This window comes from Mycoplasmopsis fermentans PG18 (assembly GCF_000209735.1).
In the GTDB taxonomy this organism is placed as follows: domain Bacteria; phylum Bacillota_I; class Bacilli_A; order Mycoplasmatales; family Metamycoplasmataceae; genus Mycoplasmopsis; species Mycoplasmopsis fermentans.
The window spans coordinates 13,825-35,547 of sequence record NC_021002.1; the positions used below are offsets into that span (position 1 = coordinate 13,825).

The 21,723-nt window shown below is 26.2% G+C and carries 24 protein-coding genes; 16 read left to right on the forward strand and 8 right to left on the reverse strand.

Annotated elements, in window-relative coordinates; genetic code table 4:
* Positions 1–13 precede the first annotated feature (13 nt).
* From MBIO_RS00060 to MBIO_RS00080, 5 genes are all read left to right on the forward strand, one after another.
* Positions 14–544, forward strand: coding sequence for a hypothetical protein (locus tag MBIO_RS00060; protein ID WP_013526939.1), 531 nt, complete (start codon positions 14–16; stop codon positions 542–544).
* Positions 545–556: 12 nt separating this feature from the next.
* Complete coding sequence (locus MBIO_RS00065; protein WP_015510651.1) at positions 557–1,549, forward strand: hypothetical protein; 993 nt, start codon at positions 557–559, stop codon at positions 1,547–1,549.
* Between the two features lie 2 nt (positions 1,550–1,551).
* Complete coding sequence (locus tag MBIO_RS00070) at positions 1,552–2,967, forward strand: hypothetical protein (RefSeq protein WP_013526941.1); 1,416 nt, start codon at positions 1,552–1,554, stop codon at positions 2,965–2,967.
* Positions 2,968–2,983: 16 nt separating this feature from the next.
* The gene (locus MBIO_RS00075) at positions 2,984–4,369 is read left to right on the forward strand and encodes a chaperonin (protein ID WP_013526942.1); all 1,386 of its coding nucleotides are present in this window, start codon (positions 2,984–2,986) and stop codon (positions 4,367–4,369) included.
* A 293-nt stretch (positions 4,370–4,662) separates the two neighbouring features.
* Positions 4,663–5,310 (forward strand): hypothetical protein, encoded by a 648-nt coding sequence (locus MBIO_RS00080; RefSeq protein WP_013526945.1) that lies wholly within the window; start codon positions 4,663–4,665, stop codon positions 5,308–5,310.
* A 59-nt stretch (positions 5,311–5,369) separates the two neighbouring features.
* On the opposite strand, the gene MBIO_RS00085 is transcribed toward MBIO_RS00080, so the two are convergent.
* From MBIO_RS00085 to MBIO_RS00095, 4 genes are read right to left on the reverse strand one after another with little or no spacing between them, the layout of a single operon-like run.
* Positions 5,370–6,461, reverse strand: a complete 1,092-nt coding sequence (locus MBIO_RS00085; RefSeq protein WP_013526946.1) for a tyrosine-type recombinase/integrase — start codon at positions 6,459–6,461, stop codon at positions 5,370–5,372.
* 51 nt (positions 6,462–6,512) lie between these two features.
* Positions 6,513–6,680, reverse strand: a complete 168-nt coding sequence (locus MBIO_RS04855) for a hypothetical protein (protein ID WP_158304012.1) — start codon at positions 6,678–6,680, stop codon at positions 6,513–6,515.
* An 18-nt stretch (positions 6,681–6,698) separates the two neighbouring features.
* Positions 6,699–7,160 carry a hypothetical protein gene (locus tag MBIO_RS00090; protein WP_015510656.1) on the reverse strand — a complete coding sequence of 154 codons (462 nt, stop codon included), beginning with the start codon at positions 7,158–7,160 and terminating at the stop codon, positions 6,699–6,701.
* A gap of 21 nt (positions 7,161–7,181) precedes the next feature.
* Positions 7,182–7,424, reverse strand: a complete 243-nt coding sequence (locus tag MBIO_RS00095) for a hypothetical protein (RefSeq protein ID WP_013526948.1) — start codon at positions 7,422–7,424, stop codon at positions 7,182–7,184.
* 287 nt (positions 7,425–7,711) lie between these two features.
* Between MBIO_RS00095 and MBIO_RS00100 the strand changes: the two genes are divergently transcribed.
* Entirely contained in the window at positions 7,712–8,176 is a 465-nt protein-coding gene (locus MBIO_RS00100; RefSeq protein ID WP_013527137.1) for a restriction endonuclease, read from the forward strand.
* Here the strand turns inward: MBIO_RS00100 and MBIO_RS00105 are convergent.
* The 3 genes from MBIO_RS00105 to hsdR are packed head-to-tail and all read right to left on the reverse strand — an operon-like array spanning position 8,112 to position 12,987.
* On the reverse strand, positions 8,112–9,089 hold the full coding sequence (locus MBIO_RS00105) for a restriction endonuclease subunit S (protein WP_015510658.1): 978 nt from the start codon (positions 9,087–9,089) through the stop codon (positions 8,112–8,114). The genes MBIO_RS00100 and MBIO_RS00105 overlap by 65 nt on opposite strands.
* A complete protein-coding gene (locus MBIO_RS00110; protein ID WP_013526951.1) occupies positions 9,079–10,581 on the reverse strand; it encodes a class I SAM-dependent DNA methyltransferase in 1,503 nt (500 codons plus the stop codon). Before MBIO_RS00110 ends, MBIO_RS00105 begins: the two co-directional genes overlap by 11 nt.
* Before the next feature lie 18 nt (positions 10,582–10,599).
* Positions 10,600–12,987 (reverse strand): EcoAI/FtnUII family type I restriction enzme subunit R, encoded by a 2,388-nt coding sequence (gene hsdR, locus MBIO_RS00115; RefSeq protein WP_013526952.1) that lies wholly within the window; start codon positions 12,985–12,987, stop codon positions 10,600–10,602.
* A 300-nt stretch (positions 12,988–13,287) separates the two neighbouring features.
* Here hsdR and fic point away from each other — a divergent pair, with 300 nt between their 5' ends.
* Positions 13,288–13,824 (forward strand): protein adenylyltransferase Fic, encoded by a 537-nt coding sequence (gene fic / locus MBIO_RS00120; protein WP_013526953.1) that lies wholly within the window; start codon positions 13,288–13,290, stop codon positions 13,822–13,824.
* Positions 13,825–13,890: 66 nt separating this feature from the next.
* Here the strand turns inward: fic and MBIO_RS00125 are convergent, their stop codons facing one another.
* Positions 13,891–15,099 carry a hypothetical protein gene (locus MBIO_RS00125; RefSeq protein ID WP_013526954.1) on the reverse strand — a complete coding sequence of 403 codons (1,209 nt, stop codon included), beginning with the start codon at positions 15,097–15,099 and terminating at the stop codon, positions 13,891–13,893.
* 129 nt (positions 15,100–15,228) lie between these two features.
* Between MBIO_RS00125 and MBIO_RS00130 the strand changes: the two genes are divergently transcribed.
* The 9 genes from MBIO_RS00130 to MBIO_RS00170 all read left to right on the forward strand — a co-directional run bounded on the left by MBIO_RS00130 (position 15,229) and on the right by MBIO_RS00170 (position 21,713).
* Entirely contained in the window at positions 15,229–16,029 is an 801-nt protein-coding gene (locus MBIO_RS00130) for a MurR/RpiR family transcriptional regulator (protein WP_013526955.1), read from the forward strand.
* A 153-nt stretch (positions 16,030–16,182) separates the two neighbouring features.
* A complete protein-coding gene (locus MBIO_RS00135) occupies positions 16,183–16,686 on the forward strand; it encodes a hypothetical protein (protein WP_013526957.1) in 504 nt (167 codons plus the stop codon).
* A 9-nt stretch (positions 16,687–16,695) separates the two neighbouring features.
* Complete coding sequence (gene kduI, locus MBIO_RS00140) at positions 16,696–17,535, forward strand: 5-dehydro-4-deoxy-D-glucuronate isomerase (RefSeq protein ID WP_041594166.1); 840 nt, start codon at positions 16,696–16,698, stop codon at positions 17,533–17,535.
* Positions 17,535–18,737 carry a glycoside hydrolase family 88 protein gene (locus tag MBIO_RS00145; RefSeq protein ID WP_013526959.1) on the forward strand — a complete coding sequence of 401 codons (1,203 nt, stop codon included), beginning with the start codon at positions 17,535–17,537 and terminating at the stop codon, positions 18,735–18,737. Before kduI ends, MBIO_RS00145 begins: the two co-directional genes overlap by 1 nt.
* Positions 18,738–18,749: 12 nt before the next feature.
* Entirely contained in the window at positions 18,750–19,229 is a 480-nt protein-coding gene (locus tag MBIO_RS00150) for a PTS sugar transporter subunit IIB (protein WP_013354706.1), read from the forward strand.
* A gap of 10 nt (positions 19,230–19,239) precedes the next feature.
* A complete protein-coding gene (locus MBIO_RS00155; RefSeq protein ID WP_013354707.1) occupies positions 19,240–20,115 on the forward strand; it encodes a PTS sugar transporter subunit IIC in 876 nt (291 codons plus the stop codon).
* Entirely contained in the window at positions 20,105–20,968 is an 864-nt protein-coding gene (locus tag MBIO_RS00160; protein ID WP_013526960.1) for a PTS system mannose/fructose/sorbose family transporter subunit IID, read from the forward strand. The genes MBIO_RS00155 and MBIO_RS00160 overlap by 11 nt, the downstream gene beginning before the upstream one ends.
* Positions 20,968–21,375 carry a PTS sugar transporter subunit IIA gene (locus MBIO_RS00165; RefSeq protein WP_041594167.1) on the forward strand — a complete coding sequence of 136 codons (408 nt, stop codon included), beginning with the start codon at positions 20,968–20,970 and terminating at the stop codon, positions 21,373–21,375. The genes MBIO_RS00160 and MBIO_RS00165 overlap by 1 nt, the downstream gene beginning before the upstream one ends.
* Before the next feature lie 2 nt (positions 21,376–21,377).
* Positions 21,378–21,713 carry a preprotein translocase subunit YajC gene (locus MBIO_RS00170; protein ID WP_013354710.1) on the forward strand — a complete coding sequence of 112 codons (336 nt, stop codon included), beginning with the start codon at positions 21,378–21,380 and terminating at the stop codon, positions 21,711–21,713.
* Positions 21,714–21,723 lie beyond the last annotated feature (10 nt).

The following is a 21,723-nucleotide window of genomic DNA, read 5'->3' on the forward strand; positions in this document are numbered from 1 at the left end:
AAGAAAGGAAGCTATGCATAAAATTATTAGTGTTTTATCTAGCAAACTAGGAATTGAAGAAAGTGAACTCCTTAAAAAACTTTCATTAAATGAAAATTCTTCTCAAAAGGAGATTGCTTCTTCGCTTGGAGTTTATGAGTTTTTCCAAGAAAAAGATGACTTGACTTCATTCATCTTAAATAAAACTCAAAACCAACATAAAGATAATCAAAATTTAAAAACTGAAAATGAAAAGTTAAAAAATGATTATCAAAGTCTTGAGCAACAATTCAACACCAATTTAGAAAATTATAAAAACTTGTCCGGAAAAGTTAAAGATACTTTTAAAAATGAATGAAACAAATACAAATTGAATGAAATTGATTTTGAGAAGATAGATGTAAATTCAATTAATCTAAATAATTTGTTTCAAAGTGTTGAGCAAGTGGCAAAAGAAAATAACATAACTATTAAGACTAAAGAACCTAATTCTGTAAATAATATTAACCAAGATTCTAGTTCTAATAGTTCTGATCCATGAAGTCCTTATATTAGAAATTATTAGAAAGGAAATTATATGTCTTATCAAATACCAACTTTAAAACAATATTTAACTGCTGAATCTGCTACTTTATTTGAACAAGGAGCTGATAAAGCTTATACCATATCAAATGGTGGTCTAACTAAAATTTCAACTTTATTGAATGCAATTTTAGAAACAAACTTTTTAGGTAGTACATTAACTCCTGCAAGTGATCCAAATTCACCAGTTATTGAATATTTAATTTCTTTAGATCAAGAATGAAAAACTAAAGAAGAATATACAAAAAACCCAAGAGCTCAAAAAGCAAGATATGCTAAAAAAGAAATCCGTTGAAATGAATCTCATGTTCAAGATATTCAATTAAATAAAGTTGATTTATTAATGAATGTTCCTGACATGCTTGTTCAAAAAGCAAGTGACGAAATTTCAAAATGAAAGAGAAAAGTTGACAAACAAAATTGACTAAAAGTTGAAGAACACATTAAAAACTATGCAACAAAAAAACAAAATGGACAACCTGATTCAATTGTCACTGAAATTGATTTGACTAAAAAAACAGATGAAGAAGTTTATAGTGAAATTGTAAACATGGCATTAAGATTAATGGAACATGAAGATTCAACATTAGGAATTGACGGAATTGAACAAAGCAAAATTGGAATTTTTGTCAAACCAAGTATTTATCAAAAAATAGTCAGATATTCAACACAAGGAAACTTTGTAAAAGAATCAATTCAAGGTAATCCTAAAGACCCAAGAACATGATTATTAAGTGATTTCCAAATGATTGCAGGAATTAAAGTCAAACCTTCAACATTATTAAAAGAATTTGAGGCTGTTGCTTGAACAAGTGATTCTGCTGGTTCTGGAAGCAGATTAATTTCTCTTAAAACTGACGAAGTTCCAAAATTTAGTGATAGATTTGTGGCTATGGAAATTCAAAACTTTTTTGGAATAGTTTGTGATTCAAACTTTGAAGCTATTAAAAAACCAACAACTGCACCAATTCCAAAACCTGGCTCTTAATAATGTTAATTTATTCTAACCCAAAACCAAAAACAACCTTGCAATTAAGCCCAAAATCATTTGTTATTAATGATTCAAAAAAACAAATGAATCCTTTTTTGCGAGGTTTTCTTTCATTCCTACATGTTGCTTTGGATATAGGAGCAAGTTTTTTAGGTAGTTTTATTAATACCTTTGCGCCTGGTCTTGGTCTTGTTATTGAATATGGTCTAAGTACTGCCTTAGATTTAGGTTTTAATGCTGCTATAAACTATGGAAATATCAATTGACAAGACTTTGGAATTAGCGCTGGAATTAATGCTATTCCTTTTGTGACAAGAGGAATAAGATATGCAGCAAACACACATAAAACTAACAAGTTTTTTCAAATTGCAAAAAATCTTAAAAAAGAGGGTCAAGAAGAATTAAGTGAAAAAATAACAAAAATAGCTGCTAATTATTCTGAATTAGGAGTTGACAAAGCTAAATTTATTGACAATAAATCACTTTTAAAAAAAGAACTAAAATTATTTAATAATGATTCATTTTTGAGAACTTTATCTGATAACAAAAATATTTATTATTTTTTGAATAAAAAGGTTCAAAATATACAAAAAGCTTTCACACATTTAAGATCTATGGTCTCATTATTAACCTCTCCCTCATATTTAGCAAAAAAAGCAGTTGACACTGTATTTAAACACCCAAAAGCCTATTTGAACAAACAACTTGGCAAATTTACCAAATTATTAAAAAATACTTTTAAATCAAAACCAATTAAGAAAGTAGTTAAGAAAGCTTCTAATTATATTTGAATTGATCATAGTTCTTGATTAGAAAGAATGTCAATAAATAAAGTGAACAACCCTTGAGATATTAAAGCTATAAATGCTGTTCTCTATTTTAAGAAAAATGCAACAAAAAGCAAAAAAAATCCTAAAGGAAAAGAACCTGTTAGATTATGAAATAAGAGCATAGATGAATTGATTAAATTAGTTTGTGCTAAAAGTCCTGGAAGATACTATTTAAATAATATTGCTTATGGCCATATAGTAGGAAGATTTATTAGAAAATTTGAAATGTTTCAAGCTGTTCCAATACACCCTATTTTCTCCAATTTAATAGGAACTTCATTATTTACTTTTAGAACAATTAATTCTCTTATTATGAATTTTAAAAGACAAAAATGAGTGTGACTAGAAGACAAAAACATAATCTTAAATGAAATTGTTAAAGGAGTTAAAGAAAATGTTTTTAAAGGTTGAAGAGCACCAGGATTTCAATTTATTAGCTCTATGGCTAGATCATGAGCAACTGGCAATGTAGGTTATCAAACAAAAGCCGCCTTAAGGTGAGCAAATAAAAAAGCTTTTACTAGTAAAACTCAAAAGACTAATTATTGAGTTAATCACTGAGTAAAGAATAAATATAAAAAATAGGAAAGGAGTTAAATTAATGGAAGAATTAAACAAATTAGAATTAAATTTGAATGAATTTAAATCAAAATATTGATATGAACAAAATTTAACTATTCCTTATGTTTTTAAAAAACAAAATGAAAATTTAAATGAAGTAGATTTTTTTAATAAATTTGCTTATTCAATATATACAACAATAGATTTAATCATAGGTCAAAAAATGAGTTATTTTGTTAAAACTCAAAGTGACTCCAAAGCTATTAAAAATATTATTGGAGAAACAAGATTTGAAAACTTCAAAAAAGCTATTTATTTGGAAATTAAATATAGACTTTCAAGTAAAAGTTTTCCAGAATATTCAAATAGTGTTTTTCTGGTTTCTAATAATATTTCACTTAATGGTGAAACAAGAGATTTTGGTTCATTATCAAAATTAATAAATTATGAATCTATTCAATTATTAACATTTCCAAGTTGAGTTGATTTAGAAAGTGACATTGATTTTATTCAAGCTGATTTTGAAGCTTTATTGAAATCATTAAAAGAATTTGTTAACAATAAAGATATTGAATTAGAAAACAAAATAAAAAGCTTGGAAGAATATGACAAATCTCAAACTCAAAATAATATTAATCAAGAAGCGCGTATTAAAAATTTAGAATATAAAACTAATGTTATTAAAAGCAAAAGCGAGATACGACTTGAAGACAATGAGGGAAAATTTCATTTATGAGGTAACGGTTTCGGATACAAAAATAATAACGATGTGCTTTATGCATTTCAAAATGAAAGTTTTAAAAAACTAAAAGACATTTTAGACAACTACGAAAATTTAAAGCAAGCTTTTGAATCCTTTAAAATTGCGCAAGAAAACCAAAATACTAAAAATGTCCAAATCAATTCCACACAAGATAATCAAATAAAAGCTTTAGAAGATAAAGTTGCTACTTTAGAAAATACCACATCTAATGTTTGAAAAATAGCTGAAATAGATAAAAATTTAATTTCTTTATATAATCAAATAAATAGAGAAAAAGACAAAAAATGAATAAGAGTCGGTTTAGTTGGAGAAAGAGAATTTGAATATGGCAAAGAGCACACAATTTCATTAGATAAAAAAAGGACTAATCTAAATTATGAATTTGACCTAAAAAAATTTAAAATAGTAACTTATATTAATTATGCAGGGAAAGAGAATAACTTTATTACATATTTAAATTCTGGTGATGAATTAACTTTTTGTCAGCCTGTGGTTTATGATGATATCGGCTCAAGTAGTGCATTAGCAATATGAAATATTAAAATATTAAATGAGTCTTGTGAATTTAAAATTATACAAGTTGGCAAAATTTTTAATAATGAAACACCTAGTGATTTGCGTTTTTGAAAAATAGACTTATTTAGCTGAGAAAGAACATATTAATGATTAAAAGATTTTTCTTATGACTATTAAGCATTTTGCTTATATTATTAATTATTTCAATATGTTTTTTAGTCTTCACCATTGTTAAACCTGAAAGCGCAATAAGTCAAGAATTAGCTTCATGATTAAAACACCTATTTAGAATAAAAATTGGAGGTTAGAATAAAACTCTATATTTTAAAAATGAAAATTGAAAAAAGAAATTTAGCTAAAAGAATCAAAGAAGCTTCCAAAGCTTTGAAAACAAATACATTAGACAATAAAATTGAACATGATAAGAAAGGAAACAAATAATGAAAGATTTTTTCGCAAACCCAACTAACTTAATTATATTTTTAGGTGGTTTTGTTTCTTTAATAGCTTCTATTACTGGAATCACAACCACTTTCATTAAAACTCATAATTTAAAGCTTCAAAATAATAACCTTAAACAAGAAAATAAAGACATAAGATTTGAACTTCTTCAAACTCAAAAAGAATTGGCTGATAAAAACAATTCACTTTCAAAACTTGAAGTTATGTTTGACAACCAAAGAAAAGAAATTGAAAGACTAAGTGAAGAATTAAAAGCTTTACAAAGTGGCAATGTTGATCCTTTGGTTAAAAAGCTAAAAGAACAAATTGAGAACCTTGTTAATGAAAAGAAACAATTAACTGAACAAGTCTATAATGTTAAAGCTGAATTAAATGAGTCTAAATATCATTCTGGAGCTTATGCAAATGAAATTGTTGAATTGAAAAGGGAAAATAGTGAGCTTAAAGAGCAATTAAAGCTTGAAAGAGCTAAGATTGTTGAAGACATAGCAAATATATTAACTCCCAAAAACAATGAGGCAAATAAGGCTTCTAATGAAGCAATAAAGGAAAATAAAATAGAAGCCCCAAAAGCAGAAACCTTTGAAGCTCCAAAAAATAATGAAAATGTTAGCCTATATATTTAAAAAACCTTTATAATATAATTGTGAGTAACATAGCAAATGGCAGTCGCCATTTGTTTTTATTACTTAATATTTTTAATTAAATTTTTTAATTTACTTATATTGCTATTTAATACTTCTGTAAAATTAACATTTTCTTTTGTTTCACCTAAAACTTTTTTGTATTTGTCTAATTGGTTGTTTAGTTCACTAATTGTTAATTTGAGTTGAGCATTTTCTTCGCTTAGTTCTTTATATTTAATTTTAATTTTTGAATAGTCAAAAGCACTTTCATTTTCCATTTGAGCTTGTTCCATAATATTTTCAAGAGCAACATTGCTAAAGTTTAAATATGTTGTTGCTGTTGTTTGTGAGTTAACATGACCAACAAGCTTTGCAACTTCTTCTGTTCTTCCAATGTTTAAATGAGCATTAACAATAAAGAAGTGTCTTAACATGTGAGCAGAGATTTTTATGCCTCATTCTGGCTCTAATTCATGAACATAATGTTTAAATAAATTGAATTTATTTTGAATGGTTTTAATGTTTAAACCTTTTTTAAAGAAATCAATATTGTCAATAATGTCTTGTCTTAAGTTTGCAAAATAATGATTTGTTTCAGGTTTTGGAATTGTGAAAAGTCTAGTGTTATTTTTCTTTTCTGTTTCAATTCTTTGAGTGAAATTATTTTTAACTAATAAAGTTCAATTAACATTTGCAAGTTCTCCAATTCTAACTCCTGTAATAGCTAAAATTTGGAATACTAATTTGAATTTAAGATCTCCCCATAATTCAACATAATTGAATATTTTTAAATATTCTTCCATACTATATGCTTGTCTAGTTCCACCAACTTTTTTAAATGAATCTAAGTCTAGTTTAGTATTGATATAAACTCCTGTATATTCTGATAATCATTTGATAAAAGTAGCATAAACTAATCTTGTACTATATTTAGTGTTTTCTGCTCAATTTGAAGAAGCTAAATAATGATTCATTTGGTCTAGTAATTCTTCAACCGATCCAAATCTTTTAAGTCTTTTCAATAAAGTTAAATAATGTTGAAAAGTTTTTTTACTTTTTTGTTTTCTTTCAACTAAGATTTTAAATTGATCTAAGTAAACTTTAACATAGTCAATTTCTTTATTTAAAACAATTTTATTTTTGTAAAACATGATTACTCCTTTTTCTCTAAAACAACTATAAAACAGTTATTTTAGTTAATTTTATTTATGTATTTTTATTCAATTAATTAATCTTTGACAACATTTTTGACAAAAATAAGGGAACACATATTCTTCATTTTTGTAATTAAAAACTTCTCTTTTTTTGTCATTTGTTAATGTTTGACAACAACGGCAACGCCATCTGTTCATTTTTATTTTTTCAAACATAATAGTTCCTTTTCAAATTTAATCATTTGCCTTTTCCCTTTCTTTCAATTTGCCATCAATTGCGGTATATACCATATTTAAATAATCTTCAAATACTTGCACTTGTACTGGAGTTCTTAAATTGTCAAATTTTCATTCGTTAGCTTTGTAAGACTTAACACATAGCTTAATGTTTTTTAATCTTATTTTCATTTCTCTTACTATGAAATATAATAGGAAATTTGATTTAAATAATTCCATCATATTGCTAATTCAAGTAAGATAGTATTTTATTTTTCTTCTTATTTCTTTATATCAAAACTCTATAAATTGTATATGAGTCATTAAATGACTGCAGCCATGTTTAGAAGAATTGACACAACTCATTAATTTGTTAATATCATAACTTAATGGTAAGTCTGACATATCACTAACCAAAGCTCACAAATAATTTAAATCTTTGTCACTACAATTTTTAAATGTTTCTCTTGAAATTAACATTTTTATTTTCCTTTCTTTATTTTATAAATCTGGATACTTTCTAAATTTTTCATAGATTTTATCTTGTGTTTCCTTTAAACTTTTTAATTCTGCTTCTAATTCTTGTATTTTCTTTTCTTTTTGAGCTTTTCTAGCTCCTCTTAAATTAGAAAGAGAATTTATATTTTTTCATAATCTTTCTTCAACAATATCTATTCTTTGTTCTGTTTGTTTTAGAAATTTCATACCATTTCTTTCAAAATATTCTTTTTCACTTATTAACATTTTTATTTTCCTTTCTTTCTTTTTTAATATATAATAAATTTGCGGTTGTTTGGTGTTCAATTAAAGGCAAATAACCGCCTTTTTATTTTGTTCAAACCGAACAGACAATGATAAGTAAAAACAAGAGTGAGTTCAAAACCCACTCACTCTTTATTATTAATTATGAAAATAATAAATTTAGTGATTAGTAAAAAGTTTGCAGGTTTTTACTTATCACACTTATTATATCGGGAATATATAACAATGTCAAATAAATTTATGAAAATTTTTCACGTTATAATTTAACTATGAAAATGCCAAGCTATAAAGATCTTAATTTTAATATCAAGAGAGAATTAAATAAATTAAAACCTAAAAGCTTTGAAGAATGAAAAGAAGCTAAATCAAAAGTTTTTTGCCTTGCCCTTGGTAAATATTTAACCAAAATTAATAGCCACCAACCTGATATATTTAAAAATTATTATCAAGTTCTTTTTTATCATTCATTTATTAATTATAAAAGAGAAGAAGAATTATTGTCTATTCTAAAAGCTAAAGGTTACCAAGCTAAGAGAACAAATCTTAAAATGGATGGCATATATAAAATTGATATAGTGGCAACAAAAGGAAATGAGAAGATTTATATTCAAGTTAAGTTAAACAAACCAAAAGCTTTAGAATTGAAGAATTTGCATTCATTCTTAAGATCTAAGGCCTTTCAAGGACTAATTGCATGAAAAGAGTCAACTGAGTGAAAATTCAAAGAAATTTAACATTTTTTAACATATTTAAAATTTTGATATAAAATAAAGTTGAAAAGTGAATTGTTTTGTTCACTAAAAATCTTAAATACCAGATATTGACGGGAATATATAGTAGGAATATATAAGGGAATATATTTTTATATAATGTCAATTGTGTTAACAATTTGTTATATTTAACTATAATTTTTAATTGTTCTTCAATAGAGGGAACTGGAATAAAAAACAATTTTATGAGCTCTATTGAAATATTATCATTTGTAGAATTTTTATTTTTTCTGATAATTTTTGATATTAGTTCACTTTTCATAACAATATCTACATAATCAGGTAACATTTCATTTAATATTTTTATATTGCCAACTCTTTGATTTACAAGAATTTTTTCTTTTAATTCTTTAATTAATAAAGATTTACCAACTGTTCCACCTGTCATACAAATAACAATGTTTTTATTATTTAAAAAATAATCAAACATTTTACTTTCATATTTATAATAAACAATATTGTTATTTTTTAAACCACGTTCATCAAAATCAGATATTCTTAATATTCTTATACCATTTTCCTTTGACACAAATTCTGAACTTTTAAAAGCAAATCCTCCATTGATAATTGAAATATTTTTTAATCTTACTCACATTCAATTCTCTGGTATTTCAAAAGGCAATTCTTCAGTAATATCTTTAATATTTTTGCCTATCTTCTCATAATAATGATTATCCTCACCTTTAAAAATGAAAGATTCTTGTTTATCTTTCTTTATTTTTCCTTCTTTAATTAATTTTTGTTTTTCTTGATAAATTCTCTCAATAAGTTTGCTAGCAGGCTCATCATTTGGATCTTGTTTAACTAATTTTCCTTGAATAGCCAATTGAAGAATAGATTTTCTCAATTGTTCTGCTGTAAGTCTATTAATCTTCATTTAAAATCCTTGTTATTTCTGCTAGTATTTTATCTATTTCATCATTTAAAGTTTTTCTTTTTTCTCGATATTGAGAGATTAGTTCCATTGGTTCTAATATTTCTTCTTCTTCATGAGGAAATTGGCATAAATCTAAATCATAATTTCTATTAATAATTTCTTGTTTTGAATATTTTTTAGCCTTTGGGAATTCATCAATTATTATTTCTTCTCTATTATCTCATCATTTAATGACTTGATCAAAATGTTCTAATTGTATTGGTTTCGTTTTAGAAAAGTTTTTATATCCTTCTGGCATATCCATTCTATAGAATCAAACTTCTTCAGTTGGATGAGTGTGATCAAAAAACAAAATATTTGTTGTTATTGAAGTATATGGAGCAAAAACACTATGCGGCATTCTAATAATGGTGTGTAAATTAAATTCTTTTAATAATTTAGTTTTTATTGCAACTTTTGCATTATCTGCTCCAAATAAAAAACCATCAGGCAATATAACTGCACAACGTCCTTTTTTCTTTAAACGATACATAATAACGTTCATAAATAAATCTGCAGTTTCACTACTTCTTAAATCAGCTGGAAAATTATTTTTTACAGCTTCTTTTTCTGAACCACCATATGGGGGATTCATTAAGATAATGTCGAATTTATCAGCTTCAGTATAATCTTGTACTCTTTTTTCTAAAGAATTATCATGAAATATTTTTGGTTCATCTACATCATGAATTAACATATTAGTAATACATAAAAGATATGGCAATGGTTTTTTCTCAATGCCATAGACTGAATTATCATATAAGTTTTCATCTTCAACTGTTTTCTTTTGATCCTCTAAATGCTTCAATGAAGATGTTAAGAATCCACCTGTTCCGCAAGCAAAATCTGCAATTTTTTCTCCTAATTTTGGATTAATCATTTTAACCATAAAATCAGTTACTGCTCTTGGTGTATAAAATTCACCTGCATTTCCAGCACTTTGCAAGCTTTTTAAAATAGTTTCATATATAGTACCAAACTCATGTTTTTCTTTATAGTCAGCAAAATCTAATTCATTAATTACATTAATAACTTGTCTTAATAAAACACCGTCCTTCATATAATTTTGTGCATCTTCAAAGACAAATCTTGCAATTTTTTGTTTTAAAATAGTATGTTCATTAATTCCATAAAAAGCTTGTTCGCCATTGCTCAGTGTAACAGTTTCTCCTTTTAAAAAAGGAAAAAGTTTATTATTAACTAAATCTAATAGCTTTTCGCCTGTAATTACATTGTTGCTATGATCATCAGTTGCTCATGTGCTTCATTTTAGTTCATTTGGTATTAAGCTTTTATAATCTTTATCTATGAATTCTCATTCTCTTTCTTTTGCATCATATACTTTAAGAAAAAACATTCAAGTCATTTGACTAATACGTTGAGCATCGCCATCAACACCTGCATCGTTTCTCATAATATCTTGAATTCTTTTAATTAAATTTCCAATAGCCATTTTGCCAATTCTCCTTTTTTATACTATATAAAGTGCTTTTTGAATTTCTTTAACAGTCTGAATATATTGTTCTTTTCCACCAAAAAGTTTAGCAATTTTTAAAGGACCGCCAAATTGTTCAAATTCTTTTAATCTCAAATTATTGTTATCTGTTAATTCATCAATGACTTCTTCTTGATATTTATTTATAAGAATTTGTAAAATTTTTCTACATGTTTCAACATTTTGTCTTTCTATTATTTGAACAACTTTTTTATTATTTACTCTTTCAGATCTTTTTAGTAATTTTGATCCATATGCAATGCTACAGATTAAATCGAAATCATCAAAATCTCTTGGATAAATATTTCTTAAGTTTTCAATTAAAATGCCTTTGCTCATTAATTCTTGAATTATGGTAGATCTTGTTTTATTACTAGTTCAATATTTAACAAAATCTTGAATAGTGTTATAGTTTTTTAAAACATTTCTTTTTACAAAATCTTCAATAGGTTCAATAATTAATTTTCCTTCATCATCATAATAGTTTACTTTTTTGTAGATTAATTCAACATCTACACCATTAACATATATTTTCTTTCTTCTATTGCTTTTATTTTGTTCTGAGTTTTCTTTTCAGACTAATCCCTCATCAACTAATTCATATTCTTTTTTTGTTTCTTGTTTTGCTTTTTTATTTCTAAGAATTTCAGGATTAAAAAATTCTTCTTGGATTGCTGGGCCATTAAAATCAGGATCAGCAAATAATTTAGTAGCATTTTTAAAGTCTAAAATAGTGAAATACAATTTGTTTTTATGTTTATCTTTAGGATCATCAAATTCTTTAATTCTGGTGCCTCGGCCAATTATTTGTTTAAATTTAGTCATACCATTTTCACCAAAAGTATTATCAAGTGCAATAACACGACACAATTTACAATTGACACCTGTAGTCATAAGTTCACTGGTTGTAACTATTGTTGGATATAGCTCATTATCATCAATGAAATTATCTAATTGTTTTTTACCTTCTTCATTGTCACCAGTAATACGAACAATATATCTATGATCTTTGGCCATCATATCACTATTGTAGTGAACTAAAGCTTGTCTCATTCTCTCAGCATGTTCTATGTCGTCACAAAATACAATTGTTTTTGCATATCTATTGTTAATTGATTTTAAATAATCGGTAATTTTTTTAGCTACCTCCTTTGTTCTTTCTTCTATTACAATAGTTTTATCAAAATCCTTTACATTGTATTCATTGTCTTCCACTATTTCACCATATTTATCTCTTTTATCTTTTTCTGGTCTATAGCCAAAAACATCTGTATTTATACCAAATTTAACAACTTTGTAAGGAGCTAAATAACCATCTTCAATACCTTCTTTAAGTGAATATGTATAAATTGGTTCACCAAAATAATCTATATTTGATACTTCAGCAGTCTCTTTAGGAGTTGCAGTTAATCCAATTTTAGTAGCAGAATCAAAATAATTTAATATTTCTCTTCATTTAGAATCTTCACTTGCACTACCTCTGTGACATTCATCAACAATTATTAAATCGAAAAAGTCTGGTTTAAAGCTTTCTTTTAATTTTTTGAGTGAATCTTCGGAGCCATTTTCAGATAATTGTTGATATAGAGATAAATAAATTTCATAAGATGTGTCCATATTTCTTTTTGAAACTTTAACCATACTATTTTTGAAAGGTTTAAAATCCCCTATTATAGTTTGATCAATCAAAATATTTCTATCAGCTAAATATAAAATTTTCTTTTTTAAACCAGATTTTCACAATCTCCAGATTATTTGAAAAGCAACATATGTTTTACCTGTGCCAGTGGCCATAACTAGTAAAATTCTATCTTTTCCTTTAGCAACAGCGTCTACTGTATCATTTATGGCTCTTTTTTGATAATATCTAGGAATATGAGAATTTTGTCCATAATAATAAGGAGTGGAAATTATTTTTTCTAAAGCCTTATTTTCCTTGATTTCTTCACCATATGTCATCTCAAATAATTCATCGGGCGTGAAAAATTCATCTAACCCTATTGTTTTCTCTATTCCTGTTTTCATATCATAAAATCGAAAATTGTTACCATTTGATGTAAAAACAAAACGAACGCCCAACCTTTTAGCATAATTTTGAGCTTGGAGTAATCCGTCGCCTTCTTTATGATCTTCACCTTTTGCTTCAATAATTGCGAGCGGTGAACCATCTCCATTGTAATTCAACAAATAATCAATTCTTTTTGCTTTTAGTTTTTTAGCCTCACCATTTTCGAAAATCACTTTTCCAGCAGAAATATAATATTCCATATTTATGAAATTTTTATCTCAACCAGCTCTTTCTAAAGCTGGTGTTATAAAACGTAATTTTACTTCTTCTTCATTTATAGTATTTTTTTTATTCATCTTAATAACCTCATTTAAATAAATTCCTATAATATATAATTATAAGAAGTATTATTATTAATATAATTTTATCATTTAAAGGACAAAATTAGAATGATAATTTTATTAAAACATTTAAAATATAAAGAGAATATACAAAATTATCAACACAAAAAAACTTTTTATTTTGTAATAAAATAACTTGTTTTAAATTATTTTTTTGAAATTTTCTATTTTATAGTAACAAAAACATCAAATGGTTAGCCACACTAACCAGTTCATTTTTTTCTTATTCAATTTAAAAAAAGATAAAATAAATATATGAAAAATTCAATAGATCAAAAAAGTAAAATAAAGGCTTATAACTTATTTGACTTAATAATAGAAGATAAATTAGAAATAGGCACCACTAAAAGTTTAATGCAAATTCATGGTTATTTATTTGGTGGTCTTTATTCTTTTGCTGGTCAAATTAGAAAAAAAGATATTTCAAAAGGTGGCTTCAGATTTGCTAATTCTACATATTTAAATGAAACACTTAAAAATATTGAAAATATGCCCGAAAGTAATTTGGAGCAAATAATAGATAAATATATTGAAATGAATATAGCGCATCCATTTCTAGAAGGCAATGGACGAAGTACTAGAATTTGATTAGACTTAATGCTAAAAAAGAATTTACAAAAAGTTGTTGATTGAAGTTTAATAAATAAATTTGATTATTTACAAGCTATGCAAGAGAGCCCTTATGATGATACAAAAATTAAAAATTTAATTAAAAAATCATTAACCGATAAGATTAATGATCGCGAATTATTTATGAAGGGGATTGATTATTCTTACTACTATGAAGAGTAATCTTTTTTTATGTTTCAATTTATTTAAAAGACCTGTTTTATAGGTTTTTTAGTAAAAAATCAAATATTAAATAGTATCTAAATACATTTGATTATTTATGTCTTCTAAAGGTTCTCTAATTTCCTTTTTAGGTACTAGTCAATGGCTTGAAAATAAGAAATTTAAAATAGTTAAATTTATAATTCCGGTAACTATTATTCAGTCCATTCTAATTTCAACATTTGAATAATCATCAAATTTGAAATTATTGTCAACTAAATAATTAATTTGGTCATATTTGTATCATAAATCTCGATAAAAAGGATTGCCATAAACAAAGTAAATTAATAATGACTCATCAGTAAATTCACTAAGATAAAACAACATATCATGTCAAGGTTTACCACCTAAAGAACTTTTAGATATATCTTCATTTCTAACTAAATCACATAAATTAGCAAGAATCATATTATTTATATCCATTAAATCTTTATATAATCTGGCATATTTAATATTTGCTAAATTACCTTTTAGTTTATATCTATAGTCACTTTTGTCACCTACTTCTTTATTTTTAATTGCTTCTTTAACTTTGTCGAATAATTCCTTAGGTTTAATTTCTTTCATACAATTAATTGTTTGAGTGTAATACTTTTTAAAGTTTTTGATGAAGAATTCAGTATTAAATTCATTACATTTAGCTTCTTTATTACTATCAAATTTATTAAGAACTGCTCATTTTATATGACTATATTCAATTTTGTCTAATGTGTTTTCTTCTAATTTCAAGTAAGAATTTAAAAGCTTTTTTATTTCTGAATTAGCAATTTGTCCACTATTAAATTTAGTTTCACTTTTTTTGTGTTGATCATAATATCAAGAACCAAATTCTTTTAAATCTTCTTCATAAAAAGTGTAATCTAAAAATAATTGTTCTGTTCATTCTGGAATTAAATGAATTTCAACATCCTTGTCACTAATTACATTAACACGTGGAATATCTATTTGAAAGTTTTTTCTTCCTAAATCAGCTTTTAAAGTTTTTTCATTATTTAGAAATTCAATAAAGTCTTCTCTGATAGTTAAACTATTTGCTCAATTAAGATATCAAATACTTTTACCTTTTGAATCACAAAGTTGATAAGCCACTACTTTAGATGTTTTTTTGTTGCCTATTTCGCGTTTTATATAATTTCTAACTTCTTCATACATTTCTAATTCATATTCTTCCATGATGTCGCAACCAACTTCATCATTAATGTCATCTGAAGTTATAATATTAAATAGTTTTTTCATAATTTACCTCTCTTTTTATATAAATTTTAAATAAATTGCAAAATATTTTTTAGAAAAATACATAAATAATCAAAATTTAAAAAACAAAAATTTAGATTTTGGATTATTTTAATTTGATAAAATAAAATTATGAAAAGAATAAAGATATTTGACAAAAAATTAGTAGAAAATTATAAAGATACATATTCTTATTTAATTAAATGAATTGAAGAAAATCCGCATGAATTTTTAGCTTGCTCTCAACATCAAATTACAGAAAAGATTTATGTATCTCAATCTTCATTATCTAGATTTACAAAATTTTTAGGTTTTGAATCATATCGTGAATTGCAAATTTATGTTGCACGTAAAGTGGAGCAATTTTTACCAAACGAAACCTATAAAATTGATGAAATAAAAGATGCAAAAGATTGTATTTTAAAAGTTTTTCAACAATATCAAAATATTTCAAAAGCAGGTTTTAATACAATAGAAACTATTCAAATTGAAAAACTTGTTAATAATTTAATCAAATACAAAAAGTTAATTATTTTTGGAATAGGTACTAGTGGAATTATAGGTTCTTATTTAGCCAAGCAATTAACAAGAATTGGAATAATTTCTGTATGTATAAATTCGATCCATGATTTTAAGGATGCATACAATGAATCAAATAAAGATGATGTTTTTTATATCATTATTTCTAAATCATTTAAAAATCATGAAGTTAAAGAAGCTGCAGAAATACTAGATAAAAGCAATTTTAATTTTCAAATATTGACAAGAAACGAAAATGTTTCTTATGCAAATTGCACCTCACCAATAATTTATGATTATATTCCTGCACAAAAAAACTTTAATTATGATATTGTGTCAAAATTGTCTTTATTTATGCTCATAGATATAATTTATATCTACGCCAAAACCTTAATAGACAATAAAAATAAGTAATTAGTGAATAAAAAATTCAAAAATAGTGAAAAAAATTCGGTTTTTTTCATATTTTTTTGCATTTTTTGACTTTTTATATTTCATTACTGAAATTAAATTCCTAGAAAAAAGAGGTCAATATATATATTGATAGAATAAAGTTGAGGAGGGCAAGTGAAAGAAAAATTAGTTAAATACTTAAAAATGACTATTGTTATTTTCTTAGCTGGTAGCCTAATTGGAATTTATTTTCTAAAAACAGGTCAATTTGAAAATCATAGTCAAAAAATACTTTTAGATAGATTAAGTAATAATTACAACCGTAATTTTGCTTGACTTTCATTAGCTATTTTTGCAATCGGATGAGTTTTGTGAGAATTCGCTATAGCTAAAAGTGGTAATAAAAATAAAGCTTATGCAGCTATTGCTTTTATAGTTGTTGGAAGCACTTTAAGTTTAAATATCATTAACTATATTTGCACTTTTATTGCATTAATCATAATTGTGCTTTTAACAGTTACGTATGTTCCAAAAGTTCAAAAGAAATTGGTTATTGCTGATTTAGAAGACAACAAGAAAAAAATACAAGAAGATAACCAAAAACTTAAAGAGGCTATTAGCTTTAAGAAAAAAGAAGAAGTTGTTTCTGAACAAGAAACTTATGAAGACGGAATTTAAGGAGATATTATGAGATTTAAAACAACATATGCAGTTTCAGCAAATGAAACATCAAGAATGACAACAGAAGAACTGAGAAGTAATTTCTTAATTGAAGATTTATTTGAAAGCGGAAAGCTTAATGTTCAATATCTTCACTATGACAGAATAATTGTTGGTGGTGCAACGCCTACATCAAAAGGTTTAAATTTAGATGAAGTAGCAAAAGAAATTGCTGCACCATATTTCTGTGAAAGAAGAGAAATAGGAATTATAAACATTGGCAATACTGGTTATATTGAATTTGACAATGGAATTGAAAAACTAGAAAATAAAGATGGTTTATATTTACCTGTAGGTAACAAAAAAATTATTTTTAAATCAGCTGATAGTAAAAAACCTGCAAAATTTTATTTCTTTTCAACTCAAGGCCTTAAACCACTACCAGTTAGAAAAGTAAATATTAAAGATGCAATTCCAAATAAATTAGGAACACCAGCTGAAAGTAATGTTAGAACAATTTACCAATATTTTCATCCAAAAGTATGTCAAACAAATTCACTATTAATGGGGCTTACAATTTTAGAACCTAACAATATGTGAAACACAATGCCATGTCATACACATGAAAGAAGAACAGAATGCTACTTATATATAGATGTAGCAGAAGGTCAAAGAGTAATTCACTTAATGGGCAAACCTCAAGAAACTAAACACTTAGTTGTTAAAAATGAAGGATTTGTCATTTCGGCTCCTTGAAGTATTCACTCAGGAGTAGGAACAAGTAACTATGCTTTTATTTGAGCAATGGGTGGAGAAAATCTTGACTATACAGATATGCAAGGTGTTAAAACAATAGATCTAAAATAGTGTTTAGAAATCTAAATAATTCATTAATCTATGAAAAAGAATTCAATGATACAAAACTATTAACTAAAGAAGAAATTAAAAAAGCTCTTGATTTAATAATCAAGCAAGTTGATCAAAATATTGATTATTTTGGCAAAGAATTTATGATTGCCAACACATTCAATAATAAATATCAAAAAATTTATTCTAGTGAATGAACAGATGGATTTTGAACAGGAATTCTTTGATTAGCTTATGAATACACTAATAATAATAAATATAAAGAATTAGCACTTGAGCATGTCAAATGATACAAAAAAAGAATTAAAGAAAAAATATTGGTTGATCATCATGACATGGGATTCTTGTATTCACCAAGTTGTGTTGCAGCATATAAATTAACTAAAAATCAAGAAGCAAAAGAGGCTGCTCTTTTAGCTGCAGATAATCTTATAAGTAGATATCAAGAAAAAGGCAAATTTATACAAGCTTGAGGAAATATTGGGGCAAATGATAATTATCGTTTAATTATTGACTGCTTATTAAATATTCCTTTATTATATTGAGCTTCTGATTATGATAGAAAAAATTATTTCGATAAAGCATTAAATCATTTTAATACTTCTTTGCATACTGTTATAAGAGAAGACGGAACAACATATCATACATACTTTTTTGATGCTAAAACAAACAAACCTTTATGTGGTAAAACTAGACAAGGTTATAGTGATGACTCTTGCTGAGCAAGAGGACAAGCGTGAGGTATATATGGAATTCCACTTACATTAAAATATGCAAAAAATAATTCAAAAATAGATAAAAACGCTTATCAAATTTATCAAAAAGTGTTAAATCAATTTTTAAATAATTTGCCTCAAGATGATTATGTTTGTTACTGAGATTTAATTTTTAATGAAAAGGCAGATCAATCACGCGACTCATCAGCTAGTGCTATAGCAGTTTGTGGTATTTTAGAAATGCTTAAAATTACTCAAAAAGACTATAAAACAGATTTATACGAAAAATCAGCTCATTTAATTTTAAGAAATTTAATTAATAAATATCACAATAAAAAAATTGAACCTGGAACACCAATTTTATTGCATGGAGTTTATTCATGACATTCAAAAAAAGGTGTTGATGAAGGAAATATTTGAGGTGATTATTATTACTTTGAAGCACTAATGAGACTATATAAAAAGGATTGAAATCCTTATTGATAAAAGGGAGATTTTATGGCAAAAATTGTTCAATGTAGAGTTGATGAAAGATTGATGCATGGACAAGCATCTATTTGAATGCAAGTAAATGGATCAAACTCAGTTATTGTTGCTAACGATGAAGCAGCAGTTTCGGAAACTCAACAACAATTAATGAAAGTTACTGTACCAGAAGGGGTTAGATGTAGCTTTTATTCAGTTGATAAATTAATAGAAATTTGACCTAAAGCTGCTGATTGACAATTAATTTACATTGTTGTTAAAAGTATCGATGATGTTTATAAATTAGCTTTAGGAAAATTACCAATTGAAGAAATAAATATTGGTAATGTTCATACAAGAGAAGATCGTGTAAGAATTACACCTTCAGTTAATCTAAGTAAAGATGAAAAAGCAAAAATTAAAGAAATGATTGATTTAGGAATTAAGTTTAATACTGCAAGCCTTCCTGGTGTAACTAAAGGTTTAGTTGACCAAAATAAATTAATTAGTTAGGTAGGACAAAATGGAAATTTCAATTATTCAAGCTATCTTTATCGGAGTTTGAGCCGCGGTAGCAATAACAGGTACTATGATGGGGACCTATACAGCAACACCAATAGTTTATGCTTTAGGTGTTGGAATAATTTTAGGGGATATTCAAACCGCTGTTATTGTTGGAGCTGCTGGTCAAACTGTTTGATTAGGCTTTGGTATTTCACAAGGTGGTGTTAGACCGCCAGATCCAATTGCACCAGGTATTTTTGCCACAGTTGTTGCAATTGTTGAAAAACACGGAAGCGCACAACCTATTTCAATTGGGGATGCTGGTATTTATATTGGATATTCAATTCCAGTGGGAATCTTAATGCAATTATTAACAACATTATTATTCACATTAATGTCACCGATAAGTGAAATAGCCAAAAAACAAATTACAAAAGGCAAATTTAAAACTTTTAAATTCTTATCTCATGTAACTATTTTAGTCTTGATGATCATTACATTTGGATTTGGTTTATTAGTTGGTGTTTCAGCTAATGGAATAGCTAGATTCTCAAGCAGTATTCCAGATTGATTAAGAACCGGATTAAGAGTTGCTGGTGGTATGCTTCCTGCTTTAGGTTTTGCTTTAATATTAAAAGTTATGCTCAAAAAAGAATATATTGGTTTTGCTTTATTAGGTTACTTTTTAGCTTTGGTATTTGAAGTTATTTCAAAAATCACAGGTCAAGCATTCTCGGTATTAGCTCTTGCTCTTACTGCCATGGCTTTTGTCTTGATCATAATATCAATAAAAAAATTAGCAGGTATTAAAGAAGCAGCTGGAGTAGCTCGAAACATAAGTAACACAAGCAGTAATAATGAAAATAACAAGGGAGGTCAACAAGATGGAATCTAATAACAAAGATTTTGTGCAAGTTAATCAAGCTCAAACTAAAAAGCTTTCAATTTGAACTTACATTATTGTTGCTTTAAGAAGTTATTTTCTTCAATCAGGCTTTAACTATGCTAACTTTCAAGGTTTAGGCTATGCCAACATAATTTATCCTGCTTTAAAGAAAATTTATGGTTATGGAACTCAACAATTCAAAGATGCTTTACTAAATAATATAGAATTCTATAATACTAACCCTCAATGTATTCCGCTTATAACTTCAATTCACATTCAACTTTTAAACAATGGGACAAGTTGAGCAGATGCAAGAACTATAAAAATGTCATTGATGGGACCTTTGAGTGGTATTGGGGATTCATTAACACAATATGCAATTTATCCTTTATTTTCTGTTATAGCAATTGGTTTTGCTCAAAGCGGAAATATACTAGGACCTATTATCTTTATAGTAGGAATGAACATCACATTAATAACAATCAGATTAACTTTAGGTATTTTAGGATACAAACTAGGTGAAGTTGCAATAGCTAAATTATCTAAACACATGCAAAGCATAATTAAAATTGCTAGCATGCTTGGGGTAACAATTATTTCAGCTCTTGCATTAAGATTAACAAAAGTTAAATTTACTTTACAATTTTCACAACGTGTTGATGCAGGTGCATCAGGATTTCAAGAACAAGTTATTTCAATTCAAAATATTTTAGACAACATTATGCCACTATTTGCTTCAGGAATATGAGTTATCTTTATTTACTTTATGGTAACTAAATATAAATGAAGTCCATATAAAGTTATTGTAGTAACTATTTTAGTTGGTGTTACTGCTGGAGTATTTGGAATTTTAGGTGTTTAATGGAAACAAAAATTTTGGTAATAGGACATTCACAATTTCCCCGAGTTGTTGTTGAAGGTCTTAAATTTGTTAGTGGTATTGAAGAAGACATTGATTATAAATATATAGATAATGATCATTCAATAGATGAACTTAAAAATGATTTAGAAAAATATTTAGAAAAATGTGAAAATATAATCATTTTTGCGGATTTACCAGGCGGATCACCGCATCGTCTAGCGGTTGAAACTATTGAAAAAACTAAAAAGAAAAATGCAATAGTTATTGCTGGTGCAGGAATGCCTATGATTATGGATATTGCTTTTAAAGTTATACTAATAAAATTCAAATCATTTGACGAAATAATCTGTTTTATAGGTGAAAAGAAAAAAAATTTAGATAAATACATTATGATCACAGGAGCTTAATTATGGATTTAGCAGTTAAAATTGTTTTATTTATTTTACTAGGTTTATTTATTCTACAAATAATAGTTGTAACAGTTATTTTGCCTATTTTAAAAAAGAAAAGAGATGAAAAAATAGCAAGGGAACATAAAGAACTAGTTAAGAATATTAAAAGTGGTCATGAAGTTTTACTTCAAAATGGAATTTATGGAACATATGTAAATTCTAGTGGCGACGAAACTTTTAATATGAGAATAAATGAAGAAAATAATGTAATTATCAAAGTTAACAAAAGTGCAATACTTGGTTTCTTTGACAAGGATATTGCAAAAAAGATTGAACAAAGAAAACAAAAATAATGGGAGACTA